General features: G+C 53.6%; 14 protein-coding genes and 1 CRISPR repeat array (1 of these 15 only partly in view). Of the genes, 3 read left to right on the top strand and 11 right to left on the bottom strand.

The window, feature by feature from the left end; translation table 11 throughout:
• Window positions 1-13: 13 nt before the first annotated feature.
• From JUE67_RS03450 to JUE67_RS03415, 8 genes are all read right to left on the bottom strand, one after another.
• A complete protein-coding gene (locus JUE67_RS03450) occupies window positions 14-1,198 on the bottom strand; it encodes an aminotransferase class I/II-fold pyridoxal phosphate-dependent enzyme (RefSeq protein WP_203626295.1) in 1,185 nt (394 codons plus the stop codon).
• A gap of 363 nt (window positions 1,199-1,561) precedes the next feature.
• The gene (locus tag JUE67_RS03445) at window positions 1,562-3,106 is read right to left on the bottom strand and encodes a glycosyltransferase (RefSeq protein WP_203626296.1); all 1,545 of its coding nucleotides are present in this window, start codon (window positions 3,104-3,106) and stop codon (window positions 1,562-1,564) included.
• 9 nt (window positions 3,107-3,115) lie between these two features.
• Window positions 3,116-3,850, bottom strand: coding sequence for a class A sortase (locus JUE67_RS03440; RefSeq protein ID WP_203626297.1), 735 nt, complete (start codon window positions 3,848-3,850; stop codon window positions 3,116-3,118).
• Window positions 3,837-4,430, bottom strand: a complete 594-nt coding sequence (locus tag JUE67_RS03435) for a DUF4352 domain-containing protein (RefSeq protein ID WP_203626298.1) — start codon at window positions 4,428-4,430, stop codon at window positions 3,837-3,839. The genes JUE67_RS03440 and JUE67_RS03435 overlap by 14 nt, the downstream gene beginning before the upstream one ends.
• A 102-nt stretch (window positions 4,431-4,532) precedes the next feature.
• Entirely contained in the window at window positions 4,533-4,937 is a 405-nt protein-coding gene (locus JUE67_RS03430) for an LPXTG cell wall anchor domain-containing protein (protein WP_225884264.1), read from the bottom strand.
• Window positions 4,930-5,979, bottom strand: a complete 1,050-nt coding sequence (locus JUE67_RS03425) for a WxLIP family cell surface protein (protein ID WP_203626300.1) — start codon at window positions 5,977-5,979, stop codon at window positions 4,930-4,932. Before JUE67_RS03425 ends, JUE67_RS03430 begins: the two co-directional genes overlap by 8 nt.
• Before the next feature lie 38 nt (window positions 5,980-6,017).
• On the bottom strand, window positions 6,018-6,833 hold the full coding sequence (locus tag JUE67_RS03420) for a WxL domain-containing protein (protein WP_203626301.1): 816 nt from the start codon (window positions 6,831-6,833) through the stop codon (window positions 6,018-6,020).
• 195 nt (window positions 6,834-7,028) lie between these two features.
• Window positions 7,029-9,758, bottom strand: a complete 2,730-nt coding sequence (locus JUE67_RS03415) for a WxL domain-containing protein (RefSeq protein WP_203626302.1) — start codon at window positions 9,756-9,758, stop codon at window positions 7,029-7,031.
• Window positions 9,759-10,195: 437 nt separating this feature from the next.
• Between JUE67_RS03415 and JUE67_RS03410 the strand changes: the two genes are divergently transcribed.
• On the top strand, window positions 10,196-11,110 hold the full coding sequence (locus tag JUE67_RS03410) for a helix-turn-helix domain-containing protein (RefSeq protein WP_203626303.1): 915 nt from the start codon (window positions 10,196-10,198) through the stop codon (window positions 11,108-11,110).
• Window positions 11,111-11,182: 72 nt separating this feature from the next.
• On the opposite strand, the gene JUE67_RS03405 is transcribed toward JUE67_RS03410, so the two are convergent.
• On the bottom strand, window positions 11,183-11,869 hold the full coding sequence (locus JUE67_RS03405; RefSeq protein WP_203626304.1) for an SGNH/GDSL hydrolase family protein: 687 nt from the start codon (window positions 11,867-11,869) through the stop codon (window positions 11,183-11,185).
• Between the two features lie 127 nt (window positions 11,870-11,996).
• The gene (rlmH, locus tag JUE67_RS03400) at window positions 11,997-12,476 is read right to left on the bottom strand and encodes a 23S rRNA (pseudouridine(1915)-N(3))-methyltransferase RlmH (protein ID WP_125696927.1); all 480 of its coding nucleotides are present in this window, start codon (window positions 12,474-12,476) and stop codon (window positions 11,997-11,999) included.
• A 297-nt stretch (window positions 12,477-12,773) separates the two neighbouring features.
• Here rlmH and JUE67_RS03395 point away from each other — a divergent pair, with 297 nt between their 5' ends.
• Complete coding sequence (locus tag JUE67_RS03395) at window positions 12,774-13,880, top strand: SLC13 family permease (protein ID WP_125696928.1); 1,107 nt, start codon at window positions 12,774-12,776, stop codon at window positions 13,878-13,880.
• 278 nt (window positions 13,881-14,158) lie between these two features.
• Window positions 14,159-15,679 (top strand): glycerol kinase GlpK, encoded by a 1,521-nt coding sequence (gene glpK, locus JUE67_RS03390; RefSeq protein WP_203636972.1) that lies wholly within the window; start codon window positions 14,159-14,161, stop codon window positions 15,677-15,679.
• Between the two features lie 2,112 nt (window positions 15,680-17,791).
• Here the strand turns inward: glpK and JUE67_RS03385 are convergent.
• Entirely contained in the window at window positions 17,792-20,575 is a 2,784-nt protein-coding gene (locus JUE67_RS03385) for a DEAD/DEAH box helicase (protein ID WP_203626306.1), read from the bottom strand.
• 612 nt (window positions 20,576-21,187) lie between these two features.
• Window positions 21,188-22,089: direct repeats of the CRISPR family, unit length 36 nt; unit sequence GTGCTGACCCTGATTGAACTGACATCTATCTAAGGC; it runs 2,963 nt beyond the window's last position.

Raw genomic sequence — 22,089 nt, 5'->3', positions numbered from 1 at the left:
TTTTGCGTCACGCCTATTCCGCTCGCCGTTTTTCGAGGTACACGCCGATGCGTCGAGCCGCTTCCTTCAAATCAGCCAGGCTTGAGGCGTAGCTGATGCGGAAGTGATTTTTCCCACTTGGCCCAAACGCCGTGCCCGCGCTGACGGCCACTTGCGCTTCGTAGGCCAACCGCCGGCAGAACGTCGCTTCGTCCTCGTTGAGCCAAGCCGGCACCTTGCAGTACAGGTAAAACGCGCCTTCTGGTTCCACGACATCAAAGCCGAGGTCGACCAGCGCCTGATACAGGAAGCGGCCGCGTTTCTCGTAGTCCTGCGCCATTTCGCGGCCATCGTCCTTGCCCGCAGTGAAGGCCTCAACGGCGGCATCTTCCATGGGATAAGCCGCCGAAGTGACCGACGCCTGATGGAATTTGAAGACTTGGTCGATGATCGGCTGTGCGCCGGCGATGACACCGATACGCCAGCCCGTCATCGCGTGTGACTTGGAGACGCCGTTGAGCAGCAGCGTCTGTTCGGGCAACAATTCCGCCAGCGACACATGCGACTCGCCAAACGTCAACTCGGAATAGACCTCATCGGCGATGGCGAAAACAGGGTAGTCCTTCAGCACATCAGCGATCGCCTGAAGCTTCGGCCGGCGCAACGTCTTCCCAGTCGGATTATTGGGAAAATTCAACACCAGTGCCCGCACGCTGTCGCCATTTTCATCAAGAACGGCACGCAACTTCTCGGGATTCAGCTCATAGCCATCCGGTTCGGTGTTGATAAAGACCGGCGTCGCACCGAGCAGCTCGATCACATTCATGTACAGACCCCAGGCCGGAATCGGCACGATCACCTTGTCGCCAGGCTGAATGAGTGCGCCCAGGCTCGCCCAAATGGCTTCGGTGGCGCCAACTGTAACGATGATCTCCTCTGGCGTGTAATGCAGGCGATACTTTTCATTCAAAAAGCCGGCCGCCGCCTCGCGCAAAGCAGGAATGCCCGCCGCTTGCGGATAATGGGTATGATTTTGTTCGATGCTGCGAATACCCGCCTGCTTGATGTGCTCAGGCGTGTTAAAGTCCGGCTCGCCCAGCGTCAATTTGATGATGCCGGGAATCGCAGAGACCTCCTCATCAAATGCCCGCAAAGCGGACGGCTTCATCGCGAGCAAGTCCGGGCGCACCCGGTGCAACATCGTTTCAACGTTTGTCATAGCGGCTCCTTTCGGCTAAACAGCCTGCGCGTCAGATGCAATGATCCTATCATTAATAAGTTACTTCATTTTGGCACGCGTTGCATTAGCCTAGACACGAACGTTGCGGGTTTTTGGAAAAATCAGGCGGTTAAAAATAGTCCGCATATGGCAAGCTCTCTCCCAAGCACAAAAAGGCGGAACTGGGGCACTGTCTCAGTTCCCGGATGGTGCCTGAATGTTACGGCAGTATCGTGGGCCAAATGTCCGGGTCCGAGCAGCTGAGGCTCCAATCACCAGGTCCAAAGTTCGGACCCGGCGCTTGAAACACTTACCTGTCGGACCCAAGAGCGACATTTGTCCCACTTCCACCAAAGAAAATAATCACTTCATCAACTCAAACAGTGCTTGATATTGTTGCCAAACCGCATCGCTATTGTAGCGGTCGCGGCTCCGATATGCCGACAGACTCATATTGGCCTGAAGTGTCGGCGTTTCAAGTACTCGAAGCGCCGCCTGAGCAAGTTGGCGTGGTTCATTTGGCGGTGTCAATAGACCATTTTGGCCATTTTGAATCAGTGCCTGTGGTCCATATGGCACATCATACGAGATGACCGGCAGCCCATGACTCAGTGCCTCTTGAATACCGATATTGAACGCCTCGGTCCGGCTAGTCATCAGATACAGACCATACTTGTCGAACGTGGTTGCCGCCTGGACCCGAAAGCCAAGAAAGTTGACCGCCTCTTCGAGTCCTGCTGCCAGGACGTGCTGCTTCAACAAACGTAAATAATTGTCAGCGACTGCTCCGCCGCCTGCCCCATAGATTGTCAATGTCGCAAGCGGAAGTCGGCCGTGAATCATCTCAAAGGCTTTGATTAGATCATCCAGACCCTTCTCCGGCGAAATTCGACTGGCGACCACGAGTGCCAGCCGCTCTCTGTCATCAAACGCGACACGGCGCGGCGGCTCAAGCATCACCCCCACCGGCGCGACCAATACAGGCGCAGTCTGCGGGTAGTCACGCTGGATCATAGCCTGCTGCTGCGGCGTCGAGACCAAGAAGGCATCAATCAGGCCGGGATCCGCCAGGCGCGTCGCATAACCACTTTGATGCGCCCGCTCAGTAACTGGTATGCCGAGTTGCTGATAAACCTTGGTATACGCTGCCGCGTTTTCCTTCTCGTAATCTTCGTGGTCATTATGGACAACAACGACGCGTTGGCCCCGCAACGACAGATCATGTGTCATGTAAGAATCATAGCCTCGATCAAAATAGAAAACACTTGGTTCGGCGGCATCCAATTCCTGCAAAAAAGCATATTCAAAGTGCGCTTGGTCGGAATAATGGCGTCCATCCGCCAGGGTGATCTGAGTGATGCCATGGTCGATATCGCCGTTATAGAGAATCGTGACCGCCACGTGACCGGCGACATCTAAAAATCGATCCCCGCTTAAGTGACCATTTGATTCCAGCTGACTTTGCCGACTCAAAAAGCCTCGAGAATCATAACTATCCACACGCCGCACCCGACCTTGAGCGTCTGGCCACAGCACTTGGCTAACCTGATGATCGCTGACACGACTCCGAACTTGAACCAGGACCTGACCATTTTTCAAAAAATTCGTGGCTTCAACATCCCCTTCGCGACCGCCAAACTGCGGAACACTGCCATGAGGGGCGACCATATCTGGCGTGCAGCTCGTTTGGCCAATGGTGGTGCTGTGCTGATACCAGTCCATCAGCGTCATAAACTCACCCGGCTGCGCGCCTCGTGCCGTCATCAGTGCGTGCGCGTTGATCGATTGGTCCAACGTGACAATACAGGAAGGCATTCCCTGCTTGCGAAAAAGGGCGAGGCGCAGCAGCTGTGCTTGCTCAACACCACTTTTCCGCGTGCTAACGCCGCTACCAATAAAATAATGCATCTTGTCCTCCTATTTACCGGTCAACAACTTCTGCCACGCCGCTGGCAATGCGCCGAAATCGACCGCATTGGTCAATCGTGCCTGGACAGCGAGTCGACCTTCGCCGTAATCATCACAAGTGATCAAAGTCAAAGTGGGATAGTCCGTATTATCCTCGATCACGCTGACCCTCGTGGCCGGAATCTGTTCACGCGACCAGATCTCATACACATACGCGTGCGTCATATCGGTGAGCACGATCTGCATGCCAACCGTACTTTTGACTAAAGGTCCGAACAAGATGCTCTCCTGATCGAGCATGTGGTGCCCTGCCAGCGCGTAGTTACGTTGCCCCATCACTTGTCCTGGTTTCAACGTCCCCGCGGAAAAGGCAAGGTTGCGATTGGCAACGCCTTCTGAGATCGGCAATACCCATTTCAGGGCGGGAATCGCGACCTCGCCCACAACAGGCAGGCGTCCTTGCGCCAAATTCGCCTGACTCAAGGTCCGTAATGTCAGCGGTGCAACTTTGGCAAGATCAAAGGTCGGCTTCGTTTTCACACGCTGCGTCTTTTTGATCGTGGTCGCCGTCACTGCAACATCTTGACGGGTCACAAGCCACTTTGCGAGTTGATCGTGCGCCAGATAGCCGAGGCAGAAAAGAATACTGATGATCAGCCCAAGCGTCACCATCAGCCGGCCAAGCCAACTGGCAACCGACTTGGCGCGCTGGTTGGAAGAAAATGCCCGCTCATTTTTTGCCATCGTCGGCCACCTCCTTGAGCTGCCAGGGCTTAATGACTTGCGCAGGCCGGCCGGCAACTGCCACGGTGACCGGTTGATCGAGACTCTCCAGCCTGACTGCTTCTAGCACTGTCACCGTTTCGCCATGACGTAACATGATCGTCGAATTTTCCGCCAAATTTCGCTCTAGTGCGCTCAGTTGTTTCGATGGTAGCGTAGTCCGCGCCAGAACCACCGTCGACCGGCCAGGACTAAGCTGACGGAAGACGACGGTCCGGGCAAAATAGTACTGTGGCAGGAGCGCCGTTGCATCATCATTTTGTATCTCGTAGTGAATCACCAATGCAGGCCTCTTAAGCCAGTCTCGTCCGACTGAAAATTTGATCAGACTCAATCCAACGCCGGTATCCCTCTCAGCAGTAACGGCCGGTGCGCGCACTACCACAGGCTTGCTACTACCAGACTGGTCGGCCCAGTATCCCCATCCGAAGCGACCCACTGCGATCAACGCCAACACTAGCGCGATGATCGCCAAGCCCATGTTCATCCGCTGCCAGCATTGATGTCGGCTGGATCGGTCGCTTGCCAGATGCTTGGTCATCATTGCCACTCCTTTCGCATTGTCCCCGCTTCTTGGGCATAGGGCGGTCCGCGTCCGCACCATACCCAAAAAGCGCGGTCTCCCGCGCTTTTTGGTGTTGGGTCAAGCCCATATTTTCCGTGCCAGCATCACGCCACCACTAAGCAATAGCGTCATCGCAAGTCCCAAGGCAATGAGCCAGGATGGCATTGTTTCACTACCAGTTTGCGGGAGCGTTGTAGTGGCACTCGTTTGCTTGGCAGGGGCCTTGGCCGTCACTTTGGTCTGCTCCGGCGTCGTATTGGCGACAATTCGAGCCGGCGTTTTAGGCGGTGTCACGGTACTTGTGCCATTGCCACCATCGGTCACGGGGAGGGACGGATCATGTGGGTTCAGCGCTTTGCCAAAAAAACTAACAGTTGCCTGACTATCCGCGGTGCTATCGGCATGGACCTGATAACTGCTACCGGCTGTCAGGAAGCCACCGAGGCCAATCGCCAGCACAACCATCACGACACGTTTAGGCATCTTTGTCACGCGCTTTTCCCCCTTTCCTGCGCTTGATCAAAATCACGATCAACACGATCAAGGCAATTAGGATCAAAACTAAGATCAGGTAGACCCACCATGGAATATGCAACGCCTGAAGGGTCAATTGTGCCGCTTCAAGTGCGGAGACATGAAAATTCTTTGTGAACTGCCAGGTCTTAGCTTTAGTGTATAGCGGGTCTTGGGAAGTATAGGTCAAATGAAGGGTGTAATCACCAGGCGCAATTGCGCCAGCCCCCCACGGAATTTTCAGATCAAAGTTGGAATTTGGGGCCATCGAGGAGCGGTTAACAGCCAATGACTTCAGAGTTCGGTTTTGGCCCTGCTTGGTGATGCGTGCCGCGATCGTCCCTTTACGCACCAGCGCGGCCTTGTAATTTTGCAGGTTCGCCAACACATTCGTCTGAACTTGATCGTGCTGCACTTTCACCGTGTTCAGCCGAAGGTCAGGCGTCTCATCAATACCATTCGTCAACTGAACCGCGATCGAATAAGCATACTTATTAGTGATTCCACTTTTCGCCGCAGTCTTCAGATTAGGCCGTACGAGCAACGCCCCGAGAATGACTCCTTTGAATTGCTTAGCTGGCATCTTCAATGGCAGAGAATAGGTCGCTGTCTGATGGGCCGGAATCGTGATCTTCTGATACTTTTCTGGCAGGTCGATCAGCGTTGGTAAGGGATATTTCAACGAGCTATCGTAATTCGTCGACAGGCTCGTATAGATTGCCTGACCTTGGTCGCTGGTCCGAGCGGCGATGGCTTGAACCTGAACGGTGAGCGGCTTATCGCCTGAATTCGCCAATTTGAGGCCAAGCTTTGTTTCGGTGTTCGGCTTCATTTGCAGGTCGTAATAGTAGGTATTTTTGTTGATCTGATATCGATTTTGAATCGGATCAAGCGACAGTGGTACCGCCATTGAATTGCCGGTATCCGCTGCCTGGACCTGTGTCAGTGACCCCAGTCCACTTACCGCCAAGAGCACGACCAGCGCCTTAAGCAACCAGCTCGTTTTTTTCATTGAAGACCCATCTTCCTAACTTGACTGAAAATTATGCGTTATTCACCATCTGGCGTCGAGGTCAGCGTCCAGGTGATTGTTGCCTTGTACTGCCCCATCGAGACTGGTGCCAGTGTGTTGAGCTTAACATCGTCTGTATTCCAGACCTGCTGAGTTGTCCCAGTCGCAACAGACGAAGTGTAGTAGTTCACGCCATCTGCGTCGCCGGCGGGCAAATTGAAGGCGGCCACACCGGTACTGTCAGGCAACCATGCCAGAGAGCTAGTGCCATCGTCAGCAGTCGTTGTGCCAAGTGTCTGGAACGTTCCTGCCCCGAAGTCGATCGATGCTCCAGCCAGCTTTGTGCTACCATCTTCGTGTACAAAATCGGAAAGTTGCGCGTTCAGTGTCCAGGAAGTGACTTTCGCATCAACGTTGGTGACCTGCGTGTCGATCAAACCGCTGGCGTCTGTCGTCTTTGGTGCATACGTGCCGTCGATCGTCTTTGCGCCTTCCTTGGCATCGTTTTCTGTTTCAGTGGTGGCCGCACTTGCCAGCAGCGTGTAGCTCTGTCCAGCCTGGTTAGCCTGAACTGCGTCGTGATTACCAAAGTTCAAGACCTTTGGAATCGCATCAAGCGAAAGCCCATTGACGCCAGGATCAGAGGTGCCGTTGCTAGGATCGGAGTTGTTAGGGTCACTTGGATCGATTGGACCAGTTGATGTGGTCTTGCTGAAGGACACGTAAGCTTCGCCAGTATATTGGTGCGTTTGCGGCGTCTGCGCCTCATCGGCAGCGAATACAGTATTTGAAGCAAAACCGGCCCCTAAGATCGCAGCAGAAAATAAAGTCATTGCAAGTGTTGTTTTTTTCATGATGTTTCCTCCATAAGTGTGATCATTCTGTTGATCGGATTCACATCTCCATACAGCCCCAAACGGCTCCCCCGAACCTGGACATGAGCGTGGGCCCCACCTCCTTAAAGGTGACTGGCAGCAGTGACAACAGGTGCGCGTTGATGCGCAAAGTTAGATCCTAGCGTAATGATGAAACGATGTACTGGCCGAACCTCAATCCTCGGGTGCGGAGACCAAAGTCCACGTCAGATCAGCCTTATAATCCGTCGCCAACACCCCGTTCGGCACTTGGAGCTTGACGTTTGAAAGGCTCCAAACAGTTTGGTAAGTCCCTCTCGAACTCAAAGTTCCATCTGGGGTACCATCCATCAGCGTGATTGCACTTTCGCCGTCCAGCGGTAAGGCACTACTACTTGGACTGGTGACCTGAAAAGATGGCGCCATTTTCGTCCATTTCAGCGTCCCAGAATCATTGCTCAGCTGTTGAACGGTGGGCTGAGTAAACACGATTGCTGCATCTTTCAGCGGGCGACCTTCTTTGCTGGTCAACGGGCTTCCGGTCACTGACAATTGAAACCCGCGATATTTCGCGCGGTTAGTGACCTGCGAAAAGACAACAGAGTCGCCGGCCGAGTTCTTGACAACCGTACCATTGCTCTTGGCAACGCTTGTCACAGGCGCCTTTTCCCCATCGCCTGTTAACGACCAGGTCGCAAGACTATCATCCGTTGGTGTGGTCGCTCCGTTGAGGCTATATGTGCCTCCGCCGACCGGCACATCATGCGCCCCAAAGTTAAACACCTTTGGAATACTATCTAGCGTCAGTCGACCCGTATCGCCGGTTCCCGGATTGGTCGATGGATCATTATTAGCACTGGGGTCGCTAGGATTTAGCGGTGCGGTCGAACCAAACTGTAACTTGATAGTGACGGTTTGACCATCCGCCGATAGTGTCGCCGCGCCACCGAGATTGTCAGTATTGCTGAGGACTAATTTGTCAGTCGTTTTGTCATAAGTCAGCCCGAGTTTGCCAGTTGGTGACAGAAAACTCTTCGCTGTAATGGCACTGCCTTGCACCGATAAGCTGGTAGGAAATAGTGTCCCCGGCGTGACTTGAATGTAATCTTGTCCTGCCGTTGCCGTAGCCAGATATCCGCCAGTGTGTAGTGATCCAGTAGTGGAAGTCAGGGTGTTCGTCCCATCGTTCAAAGGCACCTTGACCTGATCAATTGGATCACCATTTTCATCAACGACCTTGATGTACTTCAACGCGGTCAAATGAAGCCGCACCATTTTCTTTACGCCGCCATACGGTGAATCAACCACATCGAACTGGGAGGTGCTCGTTGGCGCAGCCGTTTGCCCATTCAATGGGTTCATCAGGCGAGAAACAGTGAGATACCCATTCTTCAAGGTGATATAAGGATAGCCTGCCGGCGTGTAATACCCGATTTTTTGGGCTTTGTCATAATCGTAAATTTGGTTCTGGAACCAGTTGAACTGAAATTCTGCCCCCTCAGGCCAGGGTATTGCGGGCTCGACGGTCTCACGATTTTCAAAATAGACACTGGACAAGCTCACCTCACCATTTGAATCAGTAAGCTGTTCATCGCTGGATGCCGCTGTCATAGCGGAATTCAAGAAGAGTTCGCCATTGTATAGTTTGCCATCTGAAGCTGTGATCTTAGGCCCATAACCTGGCCCAAATCGCCAGCCTGGAACTGGCGTGTTGGCAGTCCCCCCAGAAACAGCCTGAAGATAATAACGATCAGCCGCGGCCGTTGTGTCTCCAGCAACGTTAAAACTATCAGCAGTGCCTTGCTTAACATCTGCCAAATAAGGGGTGATCGTATACCCGCCGCTGCCGCCACCAGGTAGCACCTTAATTGGCATGACTGCCACATAGCCCTTAATATTTGCCAACTGTGCAGAGGTCAAGGCCTCAAGCCAATACAACGTGATCTTGTGGGTAACAGAATTATAGGAGATCTGGACCTTCACTGGCACCAATGTCCCGTCTGCCAACTTATTCAATAATGACTTGTTTTCCATGACCACAGTCCGAGTATTCCCGCTGGTCGTATCACTCAAGATCGTGCCAATCCCAGCATTGGGATTAGTGCTTGGCGACTGGCGAGCGATCAGCTGGTCGAAGTCAAGCGCTAAGCCCGGGCCGAGATACGCTGTCACAAAATTTGCTTGCAATTGGTCATCTGGTACATTGTCCACCCAAAGCTGAAAGCGAAAATCAGTCCCAACCTTGTAGGGATCCGCATTACCGTACCAAGTGCTCACATAAGCCGCAACATTCCCGTCTGGCGTGACTCGTGAGACATCATGTTGCCATGTGGCAGAGGCACCCGTCACGTTTCCGGCCAAAAGTGGGGTCAAGGTAAATGACGAAAGCCCAGCCCCTACTTTGACAACAAACGTTAAGGTGTTGACTGCTGCGCCAGTAGTCGCGACATACATCTGCAATGAACTGCCACTGACGGTTAGACTTGCACCGGTGACTGGCGATTTCAACACCTGTTGAGTCGCATCTAAGCTAGTAGTGCTATCCGTAGCGAGCCAAAGTGCCTTCGTTGCGGCCATATCAACAGTCACACCGGTCGGCAATCCAGTGGTAACGACAGACCCCTGAGCCTGTGAGTTTGTTAGTTTGACTGTTATACTGGAATTATCGGCAAAATGATAAACGGAATTGCGGTTGACTTGGACGTCTTGCCCATCTGGTTGCCACGAATACAGATCCGCTTCCTGAGTCCCTGTGTAGAAATTATCTGAATCACGCACATCCGAGATCGCCAACGTGCCCGTGGGTGCTGTGGCCGCCTGAATTGACAGACTATGAGCTGAGCCTGCTAACCCGATCAAGCTGAGCAACAGTCCGAGTGCAAACACAGTCTTGGGGAAAAAGTTCTTTAATTGATTTACTTTCATATAATTGTCCCCTCTTTGCGAGTGACACAGTGGCCGCGACTAGGTCAAACTCAACTCTCGAAATAATCATCCTTGGTTAAGCAGACCCTGACGCCCGGTTTGAGTATCAACCACTCAAAAAAATACCGACTCGTAGGCCGACTAAAAACCCTATTTTTACCAAGTTTATACCCATTTTTGGTTATATAACAAAAAACAGACAGAAGTGTCCACTGTGTTCCATTTTCAATTTACAGTCCGGTTGAAAGTGTGTCAGAATTGTATTATCAAGGGTCTGGGGTGGTTTTTAGCAAGCAGCGAAAGTAGCCGCCTTGCATATGTATTTCAAATACGCTACTAATAAATAGGCATATATGTTTTTCCCATTGTGTAGTGTGCGTGTCTTCACACTACGTTATGGCTAAGCCCGCCATTCGCGGGTCCATGGAGGAACTGGGATGACTTTAACAGATCAAGAAAAAGTTGGACGGTACATCGATGAACTGCGGCGCGCCAAACACATCACCTTGGAGCAAATGGGCCAGGACCTGGGCTGGTCTAGCAAAACGTTCCAGCGCATCCTCCGCGGTGAAGTGGACATCAAGTTGCCGCAACTGCTCGCGCTGGCGCAGTATCTCACATTTGATTTTCAGGAGCTGGTGCAAGGCGCAGGCCTTTCCGCGAATTTTGTCTTCGACGGCGAGCGCGCGGTGATCAACAATACCGACCCGAAAGACCCCAGCAAGCTCGAAGCCGTCAAAACGGCGCTGCGCACACAATACCGACAGACACCGATGCCAGGGCTACTGGCGTTGATTCGCCTCGCCGAGACCCTGCAAGCCGAGATCAGGCAGGATGACGTCAGCGCCAAACGCCTGGGGCAAGAGATCTTCGCGCTTTTTGCCAACGATGAGAAGCTGACCAGCTTTGATTTTCGCATGCTGAGCACGATTGTTGGCTACGTGCCCTATGCACAGCTCCGAATGCTTTTCAGCAATCTTCTCGTCCAGCGGCGCACCGGCAGCTGGTCGGCCAGCGATGACGCCGCCGAGTATGTGATTGATTCGTTTTACATCAATCTCTTGAGCAGTGCGCTGGATACCCGGCAAGAGGCCAATGTGCGCGAGGCGATTGCGCTGATGCACAGCCGCCAGACACAAAATCATAATTTCTATTATTTCTTCTATGTGAAGATCGGCGATGTCGTCGCGACGTACCTCGACGGCGATATTCCTGGCGCCACCGCCTTGAAGGACAAGCTTCTGGCCGCGATCACCCTTTTCGTGCCCGCCCCGATCGTCGAGGCGCAACGCATCGAGTTGGCCCAACGTTGGGCGCAACTGGAAAAATTTTCAGCGCCGGTGACGGACTGAACACAAAAAGACGGCGCAAGTATTGCCTGGGAAATATCCAGGTGACTTGCGCCGTCTTTTGTTAGCGATGGCTTATTTGATCAGCGCTTCCAGTGTTTCGGCAAACCTCGGCGTCCAGATGTCGCGGTATCCCATCATCGTCGGATGGGCATCATCGAGCATGCTGGCAGGCTGGGCCGCAGTCTCTTCGGCCACTGCCGCATCCCCGTGCAAGTCGAGAATGGCGAAGTGCCACTTGGCCTGCACCGCGATCAATTTTTCAACTAATTCTGTGTAGTCGGTCTCGGCCGGGTCGCGCAGACAGGTGTAGAACAGCACGGGGCAATCCCAGTGTGCCTTCGCATACGCCAAAATAAATTCGATGGCGCCGATCGTCGTGTGCGGATCAAACGCATCCGCGGAAGATTCGGCGGCGATCGCGCCAACCGGGCAGCCACGGCGGCCATCATTGGTGGACAGCTGCACCACCAGCGCGGCAAAGTCCTGCGTCGTCGGAATGTCGCGCTTGAGGCGGGCAATATAGGAATCGTCATCCGCATCTGCCAACGTCGTCCCATTGATCGCCGACTTCACGGCCTTGACGCCATATTGGGCCGCCAAGAAATCCACATAGGAACGGTCAAGCGCCCCCGCGCCAAGCGTGATCGACGACCCAAGAAACGCGATCGACGCGCCCTCCAGGCTGGTTCCTAGATGTTTCTCGGCATTTTCAGGCAAAAATTGTGCCGCGTTGCCCGGCAGATCCTTTAGTTCAGTCATTCAGCCATCTCCTCGTTATTGTCACCATGACTATAGCGAAAAACGGGGATTTTGCAAGCGGTTTCGGCGAGCGTCGAAATCGACCCTGCCCACAGCCGCGCGCCTGTGAAAAAGCAAGACGCCGGCCTCACTTATGATACGGGCTCCCCGCGTTGATCATAAATGCGCGGTAGATCTGCTCCATCAAGACCAGGCGCATCAACTGGTGCGGCATCGTCAGTTTGCCAAACGACAGCGTATCATTAGCCCGCGTCATCACAGCCGGGGCAAGGCCAAGCGAGCCACCGATGACAAAAGTGATATCGGAATGGCCATATGTGCCGAGATCCGCGAGTTCCTTGGCAAAGACCTCACTGGGCCGCTGCTTGCCTTCGATTGCCAGCGCGATCACCCAATCGCGGTCCTTGATCTTCCCCAGGATACGTTCACCTTCGACCTCTTTGACATGCGCCATTTCCGCCTCGGACAACGATTCCGGCGCTTTTTCATCCGCCACTTCGACCAGCTTCACCTTCGCGAACTTGTCGAGTCGTTTCATATATTCAGCGATGCCATCTTTGAAATATTTTTCCTTGAGCTTACCGACACCGATCACCGTGATATTCATACAACAGTCCTCCGGGGTCCAGTATAACAGACGACTTGGCAAAAATAGGGCAGCGGATGCCGATACAAAAAATTTACATTCGGCATTTTGTGGGCCACTTTCCGGAACAAACACGCATGATCGGCCATGAAAGCGCATCAGTCTTGATTTTTGTATGGGCTTTCACAAACCTTGATCCACCGTCATTTCCGTGATTCCCGAACGTTTCGCTTTACACGAGTTTTACACGCGATACATTGTCAGTACATTGATTTAGGCGCAAACTAGAGCTGTTGAGTCTTTTTGGAGAGTGTAACTATGACCATACTTAAAAACATTGTAAAGGACCGCGTTTTTCAGATCACAGCGGTCCTGACAGTGCTCAGCCTGTTCATTGCGCGGCCGCGTCTTGCCGATATCAACTTCTCCACCCTGTGGTCCATCACCGCGATGATGACGCTGATCCAAATTTTCGAGTACCTCCATGTGCTCGATTACTGCGCATATCGCCTCACCAGTCACGCCAATGACGCCCGTCAATTGACGTGGATGTTTTTGATTCTTGCCGTCGTGGCTGGGATGTTCCTGACCAACGACGTCACCGTTTTGACCTTAGTCCCGCTTTATCTACGCATCGCTAAAAAATATGACCTGCCGGAGATCCTACCCGTCACCTTGATCGGGATGGCCGCCAACTTCGGCTCAGCCTTCACGCCCTTCGGCAACACCCACAACATCTTCATGATGAATCATTACCAGGTGTCACTGGGGACCTTTTTTTCCTGGTCGATTCCGTTGCTCATCGCCAGCCTGATCCTGCTGGCGCTGTTTTCGCTGATGGTGAAAAAAACGCCCGTGCCGACTGTACCTGTTGAAGACATCCACATCATGATGCGGCCGACTGTCATCACCGGCGTGGCCGCCCTTGTGATCTTCGCCGGCGTCTTGGGCTTCTTGCCATCCTGGGTCGGCGCGGTCGTGGCCCTCGTGCTTGCCGCCTTGTTTGACCCGCACATCCTGATCCACGTGGATTATGGCATCGTCCTCACGTTCACCGGCTTCTTCGTGATCGTGTCCGTTCTGCGCCAGATTCCGTGGGTCTCCACTCTGATCGCCAGCCTGATGTCCACCGACCATTCCGTTTACATGACCAGCCTCCTGTCCAGCCAGCTCATCTCGAACGTGCCATCGACCATCCTGATCGGCAAATTCACCACGTATGCCGGCGCGCTGTTCCTCGGCTCCAACATCGGCGGCCTCGGCTCTGTGGTCGGCTCCATGTGCAACCTGCTTGTTTACAAAGAATACGTCAACTGGGGCAACCACCAGAAAGGCCGCTTCTTCCTCGGATTCCTGGGCTTCAACTTCTTGGGCCTGTTGATTCTAGGCATCATGGGCTGGTTCATCCTCGATTTTATCTACTGATTCCAAATGAAAAATTCGCTCGCACCTGCCATTTCCATCTGGCGGGTGTTTTTTTGCATACTGAACGCCCAACCTTGGCTCCACCTGGCCTTGGCATCCGGCCACCCGCCTCGTGCGCCATACGCCGCTACCCGTCCTGCTCGCCGCCTCGGCCCAGGCGCCCCACTGCCCAGCTGCCCAACTATCCTGCGTCACCCCGCTGCGCAATTGAATTTTTCCCCTGTCAGCGCTAACATTAGCCCTATCATCCGCCTTCGCGGAATAAGGAGTCGCCTCACATGACTGAAAATTACATCCTCGCTATCGACGAGGGCACCACCTCCACCCGCGCGTTCATCGTTGACCACGCCGGCCGCACCGTTGCGGAAGCGCAGCGCGAGTTTCCGCAGTATTTTCCCCAGCCCGGCTGGGTCGAGCACAACCCAAACGAGATCTGGAATGCCGTGCAGGCGACACTTTCCAGCGTGTTCATCGACTCCGGGATCCAGCCCAAGCAGATCGCCGGCATCGGCATCACCAACCAGCGCGAAACAACGGTCGTGTGGGACAAACTGACCGGCCTGCCCATTCACAACGCGGTCGTGTGGCAATCCCGCCAAACCAACGCCATCGCCGAAGAAATGAAGGAAGATGGCCTTTCTGAGACGATTCATGAGAAAACAGGCCTGATCATCGACGCTTATTTCTCCGCTACCAAAATACGCTGGATCCTGGACCAAGTGCCCGGTGCCCAGGCCCGTGCCGAGCGCGGCGAGCTGCTTTTTGGCACCATCGACACCTGGCTCGTCTGGAAATTATCCGGCGGCGCCATTCATGTGACGGACTACACTAACGCCAGCCGCACGATGCTTTTCAACATTCACGACCTCAAATGGGACGACGACATCCTACGCCTCCTGAATATTCCCCGGGTTATGTTGCCGGAAGTCCGCAGCAATGCGGAAGTTTACGGCTACACCGCGCCCGAGCACTTCTTTGGCAGCCCCGTCGCCCTCGCCGGCATGGCTGGCGACCAGCAAAGTGCCCTCTTCGGCCAGCTCGCCTTTGAGCCTGGCATGGTGAAAAATACATACGGGACCGGCTCCTTCATCGTCATGAACACCGGCGAAGAACCCGTCATGTCCGCCAACAACCTCCTGACCACCATCGCGTACGGCATCGACGGCAAGATCAACTATGCCCTGGAAGGCTCCGTCTTCGTCGCCGGCTCCGCCATCCAGTGGCTCCGCGATGCCATGAAGCTCTTGGCCCACGCCACCGATTCCGAAGATGAGGCGCTCAGTTCGACCTCGCGCAACGAAGTCTATGTCGTCCCTGCCTTCACCGGCCTCGGCGCGCCATACTGGGACGCCGAAGCTCGCGGCGCCGTTTTTGGCCTGACCCGCGGCACCACCCGCGCCGATTTTATCAAGGCGACCCTGCAGGCCTTGGCCTACCAGACCCGCGACGTGGTCGACACCATGTACAAGGACACCGGCATCACCATTCCCGCCCTGCGCGTCGACGGAGGCGCCGCCAACAACAACTACCTCATGCAGTTCCAGGCAGACCTCCTCAACACCCCGATCGAGCGCGCCGGCAACCTCGAGACTACGACCATGGGTGCCGCGTTCCTCGCCGGCCTGGCCGTTGGTTTCTGGAAAAATACGGATGAGCTGGCCGCCATCGCCACCATCGGCCGCCGTTTCGAGCCAACCATGCCAGCCGCAGAACGCGAAAACCTCTACGCCGGCTGGCAACAACCCGTCGCCGCCACCACGATGTTCAAGCATCGCCCAGTGGGAGAACAGGAAAACTAAACTGTATCAGGCGCCGTTTCCAGTGGAGGCGGCGTTTTTCTGTGGCGCGATTTTTGCGGCGGCTTAGGGGTACGTCCGCCCATCTCGAACCGACACCCCGGAGACGTCTCGGCAATCTCGGCAAAAAAGTTGTTTTTGAATTTCTCGCGGAAATATTTTCACTTTTGTGTATTTTTTGATCTCGGTTTGCCCCGAGATAAGCGCCGATTCAGAAAGCACTTTGTCGAAAAAAGATTCCTTGGTCAAAATTTGGGGTGATTCAAAAACCCCTTCACAGCAACGTTTCCGGCGCCATCGAAAAATAACATCAAAATCTCGATCACATTTTCCGGCTCCCACTCGCTTAATATTATGTAAGGGTCAGGAAGGTGGGCTCTTACCGACGCCCGGATGAGCATGCCCCAAGTGGAGACTGTCGCATGCATATTCATTCGACTCCATGGGCGGTCGGGGGAAACAACACACCTTCAGAAAGCTTGTCTAGCTAGCAGGCGTTCAGCACCACCCGCACCACGGGAGCCCGGGTTCCCACCATAGTCTTTCATCGCAATGTCGTGCAGCCCACCTTCGTTTGCAGGAGCTGAATGCGGCCCATCTTGAGAACGACACCTTCTTCTTCGGAAGCGGGAAGGTCACCGAAATTCTAAACCTATATGTCACCCAACTTGCACCAGCGTCCGATATGGCGGCGACTCAAAGATCCACCTAAGATGAAAGACGAACGGCTTGCGCAAGCAGGTCGTTACAAATGCACCGCCCCCGGCGGCAACGCCATGTCACGCTCTTTGACAGCTGAATAAGTTCTACCGGCATCCACACAATGTCGTGCAGCCCACCTTTGTTTGCAGCACCGGGTATGCGGCCCATCTTGAGAACGACGCCTTCTTCTTCGGAAGCGGGAAGGTCACCGAAATTCTAAGCCTACATGACCTAAGCTTACTGCACCAGCAATCGATATATGGCGGCGGCACGGATACCACAAAAGCTTTTCAAAGAGCACTGTAATCACACAAGTTGCGACTGGGGAGGGCCTGCCGATTGCAACTTGTGTGGCCCCTAGTCCGGTCAAAGGCCCGACCGGATCAGGGGTACATAGCGGATCACTGACAGCCGACATGCGCCGATGAGAAGCGTCTGGTCTAGCCCAAAACGCCGAAATTTATGGAAATATATTTAGCTCACAAAACCAGTCTTTTCGGCATTTGAACGCGTATACAAAACATTTACACGAAAATACTTTACGTTTTGACCCTCGAGAATCGCTTTATATAGTGTAAGGCCTGAGAAGGTGGTGGCCTTACCGACCCCCGGATAGGTATGCGGCGAGTGAGATCAGTCGCATGCAACTCATCCGATCTCACACGGGCTGACAAGAAACAACCACACCTACAGAATGCACGCCCGATCAGCAGCGTTCAGCGCCACCCGCACCATGGGAGTCCGGACTCCCACCTAAGTCTTTCATCCAATGTCGTGCAGCCCACTTTCGTTTGTGGGACTGGAATGCGGCCCATCTTGAGCCGGACGCCTGCTTCTTCGGGAGTGGGAAGGTCAGCGAAATTCTAAGCCAATACTTCCTTCAACCCGCACCAGCGTCTGGTTATGGCGGCGACTCAAAGATCCAACAATGATGAAAGACGCACGGTTCGCCTCGGCGAGCCAGAAATGTTGCAACGTCCCCGGCGGCAACGCCATGTCACGCTCTTTGACAACCGAATAGCACTACCGGCATCCACACAATGTCGTGCAGCCCACCTTTGTTTGTAGGACTGGAATGCGTCCCATCTTGAGCCGGACGCCTGCTTCTTCGGGAGCGGGAAGGTCAGCGAAATTCTAAGCCTAAACTTCCTCCAACCTGCACCAGCAATCGATATGGCGGCGGCACGGATGCCAAAGAAAGCGCCAAAGAGCATTAACGGCACAGCTCGCTTCGTTTCCACTGCAGCGAAGCGAAACGTGCCACCCTCCGACTTGCAGTGGGGTCGGAGGTACATAGCGGCCTCAGGTCTGCTGCTCAGGCCTCCCGAGATTCAAAAAAGGCACACCGCGCAAAGATCTGCGATCGCCCTTTTGAATGAATTAGGTGGAACGTCGTCGTGCAAAGAGAAAATCTCAAAGTGGCAATCGCCCTTCATTATCCGCCATCATCTTCACTAACTGAGAAACGAGCTCCGGATGATCCAACCGTATCGTCATCCCACGATTATTTTCAAATCCCGCATCAATACTGATCCAAAGCTGACGCCCATCGATGACCACACAATTTGGCAAAGCGAAAGCGGCAAGGTGCAAGTGGCTGTTGGCTGAGATTGGCAGGGTTGGCTCGAATTGCGTGTAGACCTCTGCAGTGCATTCCGGCATGAGCGAATTTTCCAATCTTGCTTGTAAAAATCGGCCGGCCCGCGGGACAACCACCATAACAGAGGACGCAGCTGACAGGGCCTGCGACAGCGCCACCTGGCAATGGCCGTCAAAGACCTGTGGCCCACGCTGCTTGGTGAAGGCATCTTCCGAGATCGTGTACCCCAGCGCTTGGTAGGTCTTGCGTCGCTTGCGATACATTCGCATCAACATCGGCACAAACATGTCGACATAATCGTACACGATCAGCGACGATTTCGCCCCGAGGTCTCGATGCATCCGGCCGAGGTACTGCTCAAGATTACCGTGATAACCGATCGGCATCGCGAGCAGTAATGTATCCAGCGTCGCGATATCGAGCCCCTCTCCAGCCGTAGCTGTCGTGGCTAAAATCACATATGGCCCGGTCTCTGCCTTGATTCGTGTGATCTCTTCACTGCGTTCCTTTGCTGAAAAGCGGCCGTAAATGCGATACACATTGGCGTCTTTCACCCGACTATAGAGTTGATCCACATGTTCCACGAGACTGGTCAGCACAATGAGATGTCGACCGGCCTTCAATGCATTCTTGATATCGCGAATGATCACGGCATCACGCGCCTCATCATGTAGCATCGCAGTACGATTTTCCACGATTCCATTTTTCAGAGTCTCAAGATCTGTCATGCCAAAATTCGTGAACCGCGGGATCACCGTCCGCTGCACGCTCAGCGCAAACTCAGGGTCCACTGCCTCAGTGCGAAAACGAATCGGTCCAAAACGCATCGTCAAGATTGGTGCCTGCCCATCGCGGCGGTATGGGGTCGCTGACAACCCATAAAGGTAGCGCGCACGAAGCCCACCGATCACCCGGTCAAAAGTGGACGCGGCATCGTGATGGACCTCATCGCTGATCACCATACCGTATCGATCTAGAAAAGTGCGCGAATCTTGGAGCCGGCTGACAGCTTGGACGGTCGCAATATCGACGAGGCCACTACAATTTTTCTTTTGTCCATAATACGTCCCAATGATGGGCTTACGACGTTTGCGTCCAGAAGGCGTGTGTTCCACTACAGTCGGCGCAGTGTTGATCGTCAAAAGTTGCTGCAAACTTTTCCGCCACTGCTCAGCCAGCGTCTTATTGGGAACAAGAATCAACGTACTGACCGCGCGTTTGGCAATCAGATTGGCGCCGATCACCGTTTTGCCAAACCCGGTTCGCGCAGCTAAAATCCCGTTCACGTTGGCCATCATGGCATTGAATGCGGGGACCTGATTCGGCCGCAACGTCCCATTGAAGTGCACATCAAGCGGCGTGCCGGTTGCCACCTTATCCTGCCAAGTGATCGAGGCCACCATTGCCGCCAGCTGATCCTCCAGCCCACGCGGCAAGATCAGATACGTGGGCGATTCGCGATAAAGACTGATGATGCGCGGTGTCAGATTAACCGGCATACGGTTTTTCTGGCGCTCATAGAACACAGGATTGCGAAACGACGCGAGCCACTTCAAATGCAACAGCGCCTCTGCATCTAGATCCGCCTTCAGCACATATAGCGCATTGGCGCGAATGATCGTCAGCGGCTTGGTGATCTGGTAAGGCTGGGTAAAGATGTCGGGTTCGTCTTCCTCATCCGCCTCATCATACAGTCGAAAGCCAGCCCGCTGCGAAAGCCGATCGATCGTCTCTTTCACCTTTGCAGACGAGAGCCGGTCAGCTTTCGCAAGAACGGCCCATTGATCTGAAAATGGTTTCCAAGCCTCATCCACAAAGACACTCTGCCCATCTCTAGCCGCATGAGCTTCCAACGGCGCGGCAATCAAATTACCAAATTGTCCGGGTCCAAGTTGGTCCTGTGCAGGAAATAGCCGGTCAAATGCCGTGAACGGTAGGCGCGGGTCGATTGCCTGCGTGGCCTTCAGCAACTCATCCCCCAACCGACGCGCGATCGATGCCGCAAGCGGCGTCGCGAAAAGCAGCCAAATATGACTTCCACTGCCGGATTGCGACAATTCAACAAGTGGCGCGAGTCCCGCTTCTCGGCAAACTTTTACTATCGACTCGCTGAGCCCTTGCCACGGCTGATCGGCGTGGTGACCATCAATATCGAATACCAAAAATTTAGTGGTGTTGTCCTCCGCCAAAGGATAAAGGCCAATCGCCGTATCTCCTGACCGTGTTTGACTGCCACGCAGATGATCAAGCAAAACCGCATCGGTCAGTTCGAAATGGTGAGTGCGAGAAGGCCGGCCGTTCTCAAATGGCGCGGCTGGCGCATAAGCCTTTTTCTCTGCCCTTTTGTTCCAGTACCGGTTCGCATACACATCAGTTCGGCCCACAAAAAGTGACTTAAATAGAGTCAAGCGCGCTGACCAATCCACCGGTTTTTGCTGCTTCGTTCTAGAAATCAGCTCATCTTGAGGTATCACAAAATACTGCTGAGTGCCTGGCCGCCGATAGATCACGATTGGCCCTTTTTGCGCATGACTTTGATCCTGTGCGATCGTGACCAGCTCATATGTCTGGCCATCAAGCTCAAAGTGTTTTGTCATTGACTGTGCAGTTCTCCTTTTAATAGGGATAAACGACTATTTTGATGCTCAACTCTATTTGTTGAGCCCCTTGGTGACACCATTTATGAACAGTGTAGCGCATGTCAATCGATCTATGTTGATTTTTCAGACAAGAATGGTCTGTGCTGACACCCTGAGTGCTTAAGTCAAATACTAAAATAGCCGCCCCTAGAGGCGACCACCATTTTCTATAGAGTGAGCAAGATCATGTAGAGATAGAATGCAAGTTTGATTACAAGCCACACTTCGTATCACCCCTTTTAACCAGCCTTCGCGTTTGCGAAAGGAGCTATCCCAACAACTACAATTATAACATGGGGACTGATCACTGCGATGTAAAAGCGCACCCACCCAAATATGACATTTAAAAAAGAGCAATCATGAGCAAGGTTGAATTTCTCCCCTGTTGTATTGAATGCTTGCTGAAGTACGCCGCATCTTGAGTTGTCCTCGCCTATGGAGCTGACACTGATTGAACTGACATCTATCTAAGGTACGGGGGTAGTAAATACATAGTCTGATCATATATTGAGCCTGATGGAACTGAGATTTATCTAAGACTCTACTCGATTGACGAGCTCGTCATCAACGGCGCTGACCCTGATTGAACTGACATCTATCTAAGGCCGACCGCCTCATTCACCGGTGGCACAAGCGGTGCTGACCCTGATTGAACTGACATCTATCTAAGGCACTCGAGAACTATATGCAGCAATCGATAAAGTGCTGACCCTGATTGAACTGACATCTATCTAAGGCATGCGCTTCACGTCGAACTGCTGAGCCTTGGTGCTGACCCTGATTGAACTGACATCTATCTAAGGCAGACGTGGCTGTGTCGAAGTCCATGCATCGGTGCTGACCCTGATTGAACTGACATCTATCTAAGGCGTTCACACTATTGACTTGTATAGCGTGGCGGTGCTGACCCTGATTGAACTGACATCTATCTAAGGCTGAGGTCGTTTGAATTTGAAGCCCGGCGTTGTGCTGACCCTGATTGAACTGACATCTATCTAAGGCTTCCCTTAGGCTGGTACGTGGACGCCGCCGGTGCTGACCCTGATTGAACTGACATCTATCTAAGGCAAGATCTATATTGGCGGCGGGAATGTTTACGTGCTGACCCTGATTGAACTGACATCTATCTAAGGCACCATGATTACATCGCCTAGCTCATCAACTGGTGCTGACCCTGATTGAACTGACATCTATCTAAGGCGTCATCACAGTCGAAGCTTCCGCCCGGCAGGTGCTGACCCTGATTGAACTGACATCTATCTAAGGCTGTCGGGGGCGATGTCGTCTAGGTCGTCGGGTGCTGACCCTGATTGAACTGACATCTATCTAAGGCCGAGCTTGGTCAGGGCGTCGAGGATGAGGGGTGCTGACCCTGATTGAACTGACATCTATCTAAGGCCTGTCACCGCGCCATTGCCTGGTGTCGATGGTGCTGACCCTGATTGAACTGACATCTATCTAAGGCTACCCCG

The sequence above is a fragment of the Lacticaseibacillus mingshuiensis genome (assembly GCF_016861785.1).
GTDB lineage: Bacteria > Bacillota > Bacilli > Lactobacillales > Lactobacillaceae > Lacticaseibacillus > Lacticaseibacillus mingshuiensis.
The sequence above is the reverse complement of the archived record's forward strand: the minus strand, read 5'-3'. Positions and strand labels throughout refer to the sequence as shown.

What these genes read in the sequence shown, in the direction of transcription:
- JUE67_RS03450 (WP_203626295.1), bottom strand. Translation starts at nt 1,198, where the DNA reads ATGACAAACGTTGAAACGATGTTGCACCGGGTGCGCCCGGACTTGCTC.
- JUE67_RS03445 (WP_203626296.1), bottom strand. Translation starts at nt 3,106, where the DNA reads ATGCATTATTTTATTGGTAGCGGCGTTAGCACGCGGAAAAGTGGTGTT.
- JUE67_RS03440 (WP_203626297.1), bottom strand. Translation starts at nt 3,850, where the DNA reads ATGGCAAAAAATGAGCGGGCATTTTCTTCCAACCAGCGCGCCAAGTCG.
- JUE67_RS03435 (WP_203626298.1), bottom strand. Translation starts at nt 4,430, where the DNA reads ATGACCAAGCATCTGGCAAGCGACCGATCCAGCCGACATCAATGCTGG.
- JUE67_RS03430 (WP_225884264.1), bottom strand. Translation starts at nt 4,937, where the DNA reads ATGCCTAAACGTGTCGTGATGGTTGTGCTGGCGATTGGCCTCGGTGGC.
- JUE67_RS03425 (WP_203626300.1), bottom strand. Translation starts at nt 5,979, where the DNA reads ATGAAAAAAACGAGCTGGTTGCTTAAGGCGCTGGTCGTGCTCTTGGCG.
- JUE67_RS03420 (WP_203626301.1), bottom strand. Translation starts at nt 6,833, where the DNA reads ATGAAAAAAACAACACTTGCAATGACTTTATTTTCTGCTGCGATCTTA.
- JUE67_RS03415 (WP_203626302.1), bottom strand. Translation starts at nt 9,758, where the DNA reads ATGAAAGTAAATCAATTAAAGAACTTTTTCCCCAAGACTGTGTTTGCA.
- JUE67_RS03410 (WP_203626303.1), top strand. Translation starts at nt 10,196, where the DNA reads ATGACTTTAACAGATCAAGAAAAAGTTGGACGGTACATCGATGAACTG.
- JUE67_RS03405 (WP_203626304.1), bottom strand. Translation starts at nt 11,869, where the DNA reads ATGACTGAACTAAAGGATCTGCCGGGCAACGCGGCACAATTTTTGCCT.
- rlmH (WP_125696927.1), bottom strand. Translation starts at nt 12,476, where the DNA reads ATGAATATCACGGTGATCGGTGTCGGTAAGCTCAAGGAAAAATATTTC.
- JUE67_RS03395 (WP_125696928.1), top strand. Translation starts at nt 12,774, where the DNA reads ATGACCATACTTAAAAACATTGTAAAGGACCGCGTTTTTCAGATCACA.
- glpK (WP_203636972.1), top strand. Translation starts at nt 14,159, where the DNA reads ATGACTGAAAATTACATCCTCGCTATCGACGAGGGCACCACCTCCACC.
- JUE67_RS03385 (WP_203626306.1), bottom strand. Translation starts at nt 20,575, where the DNA reads ATGACAAAACACTTTGAGCTTGATGGCCAGACATATGAGCTGGTCACG.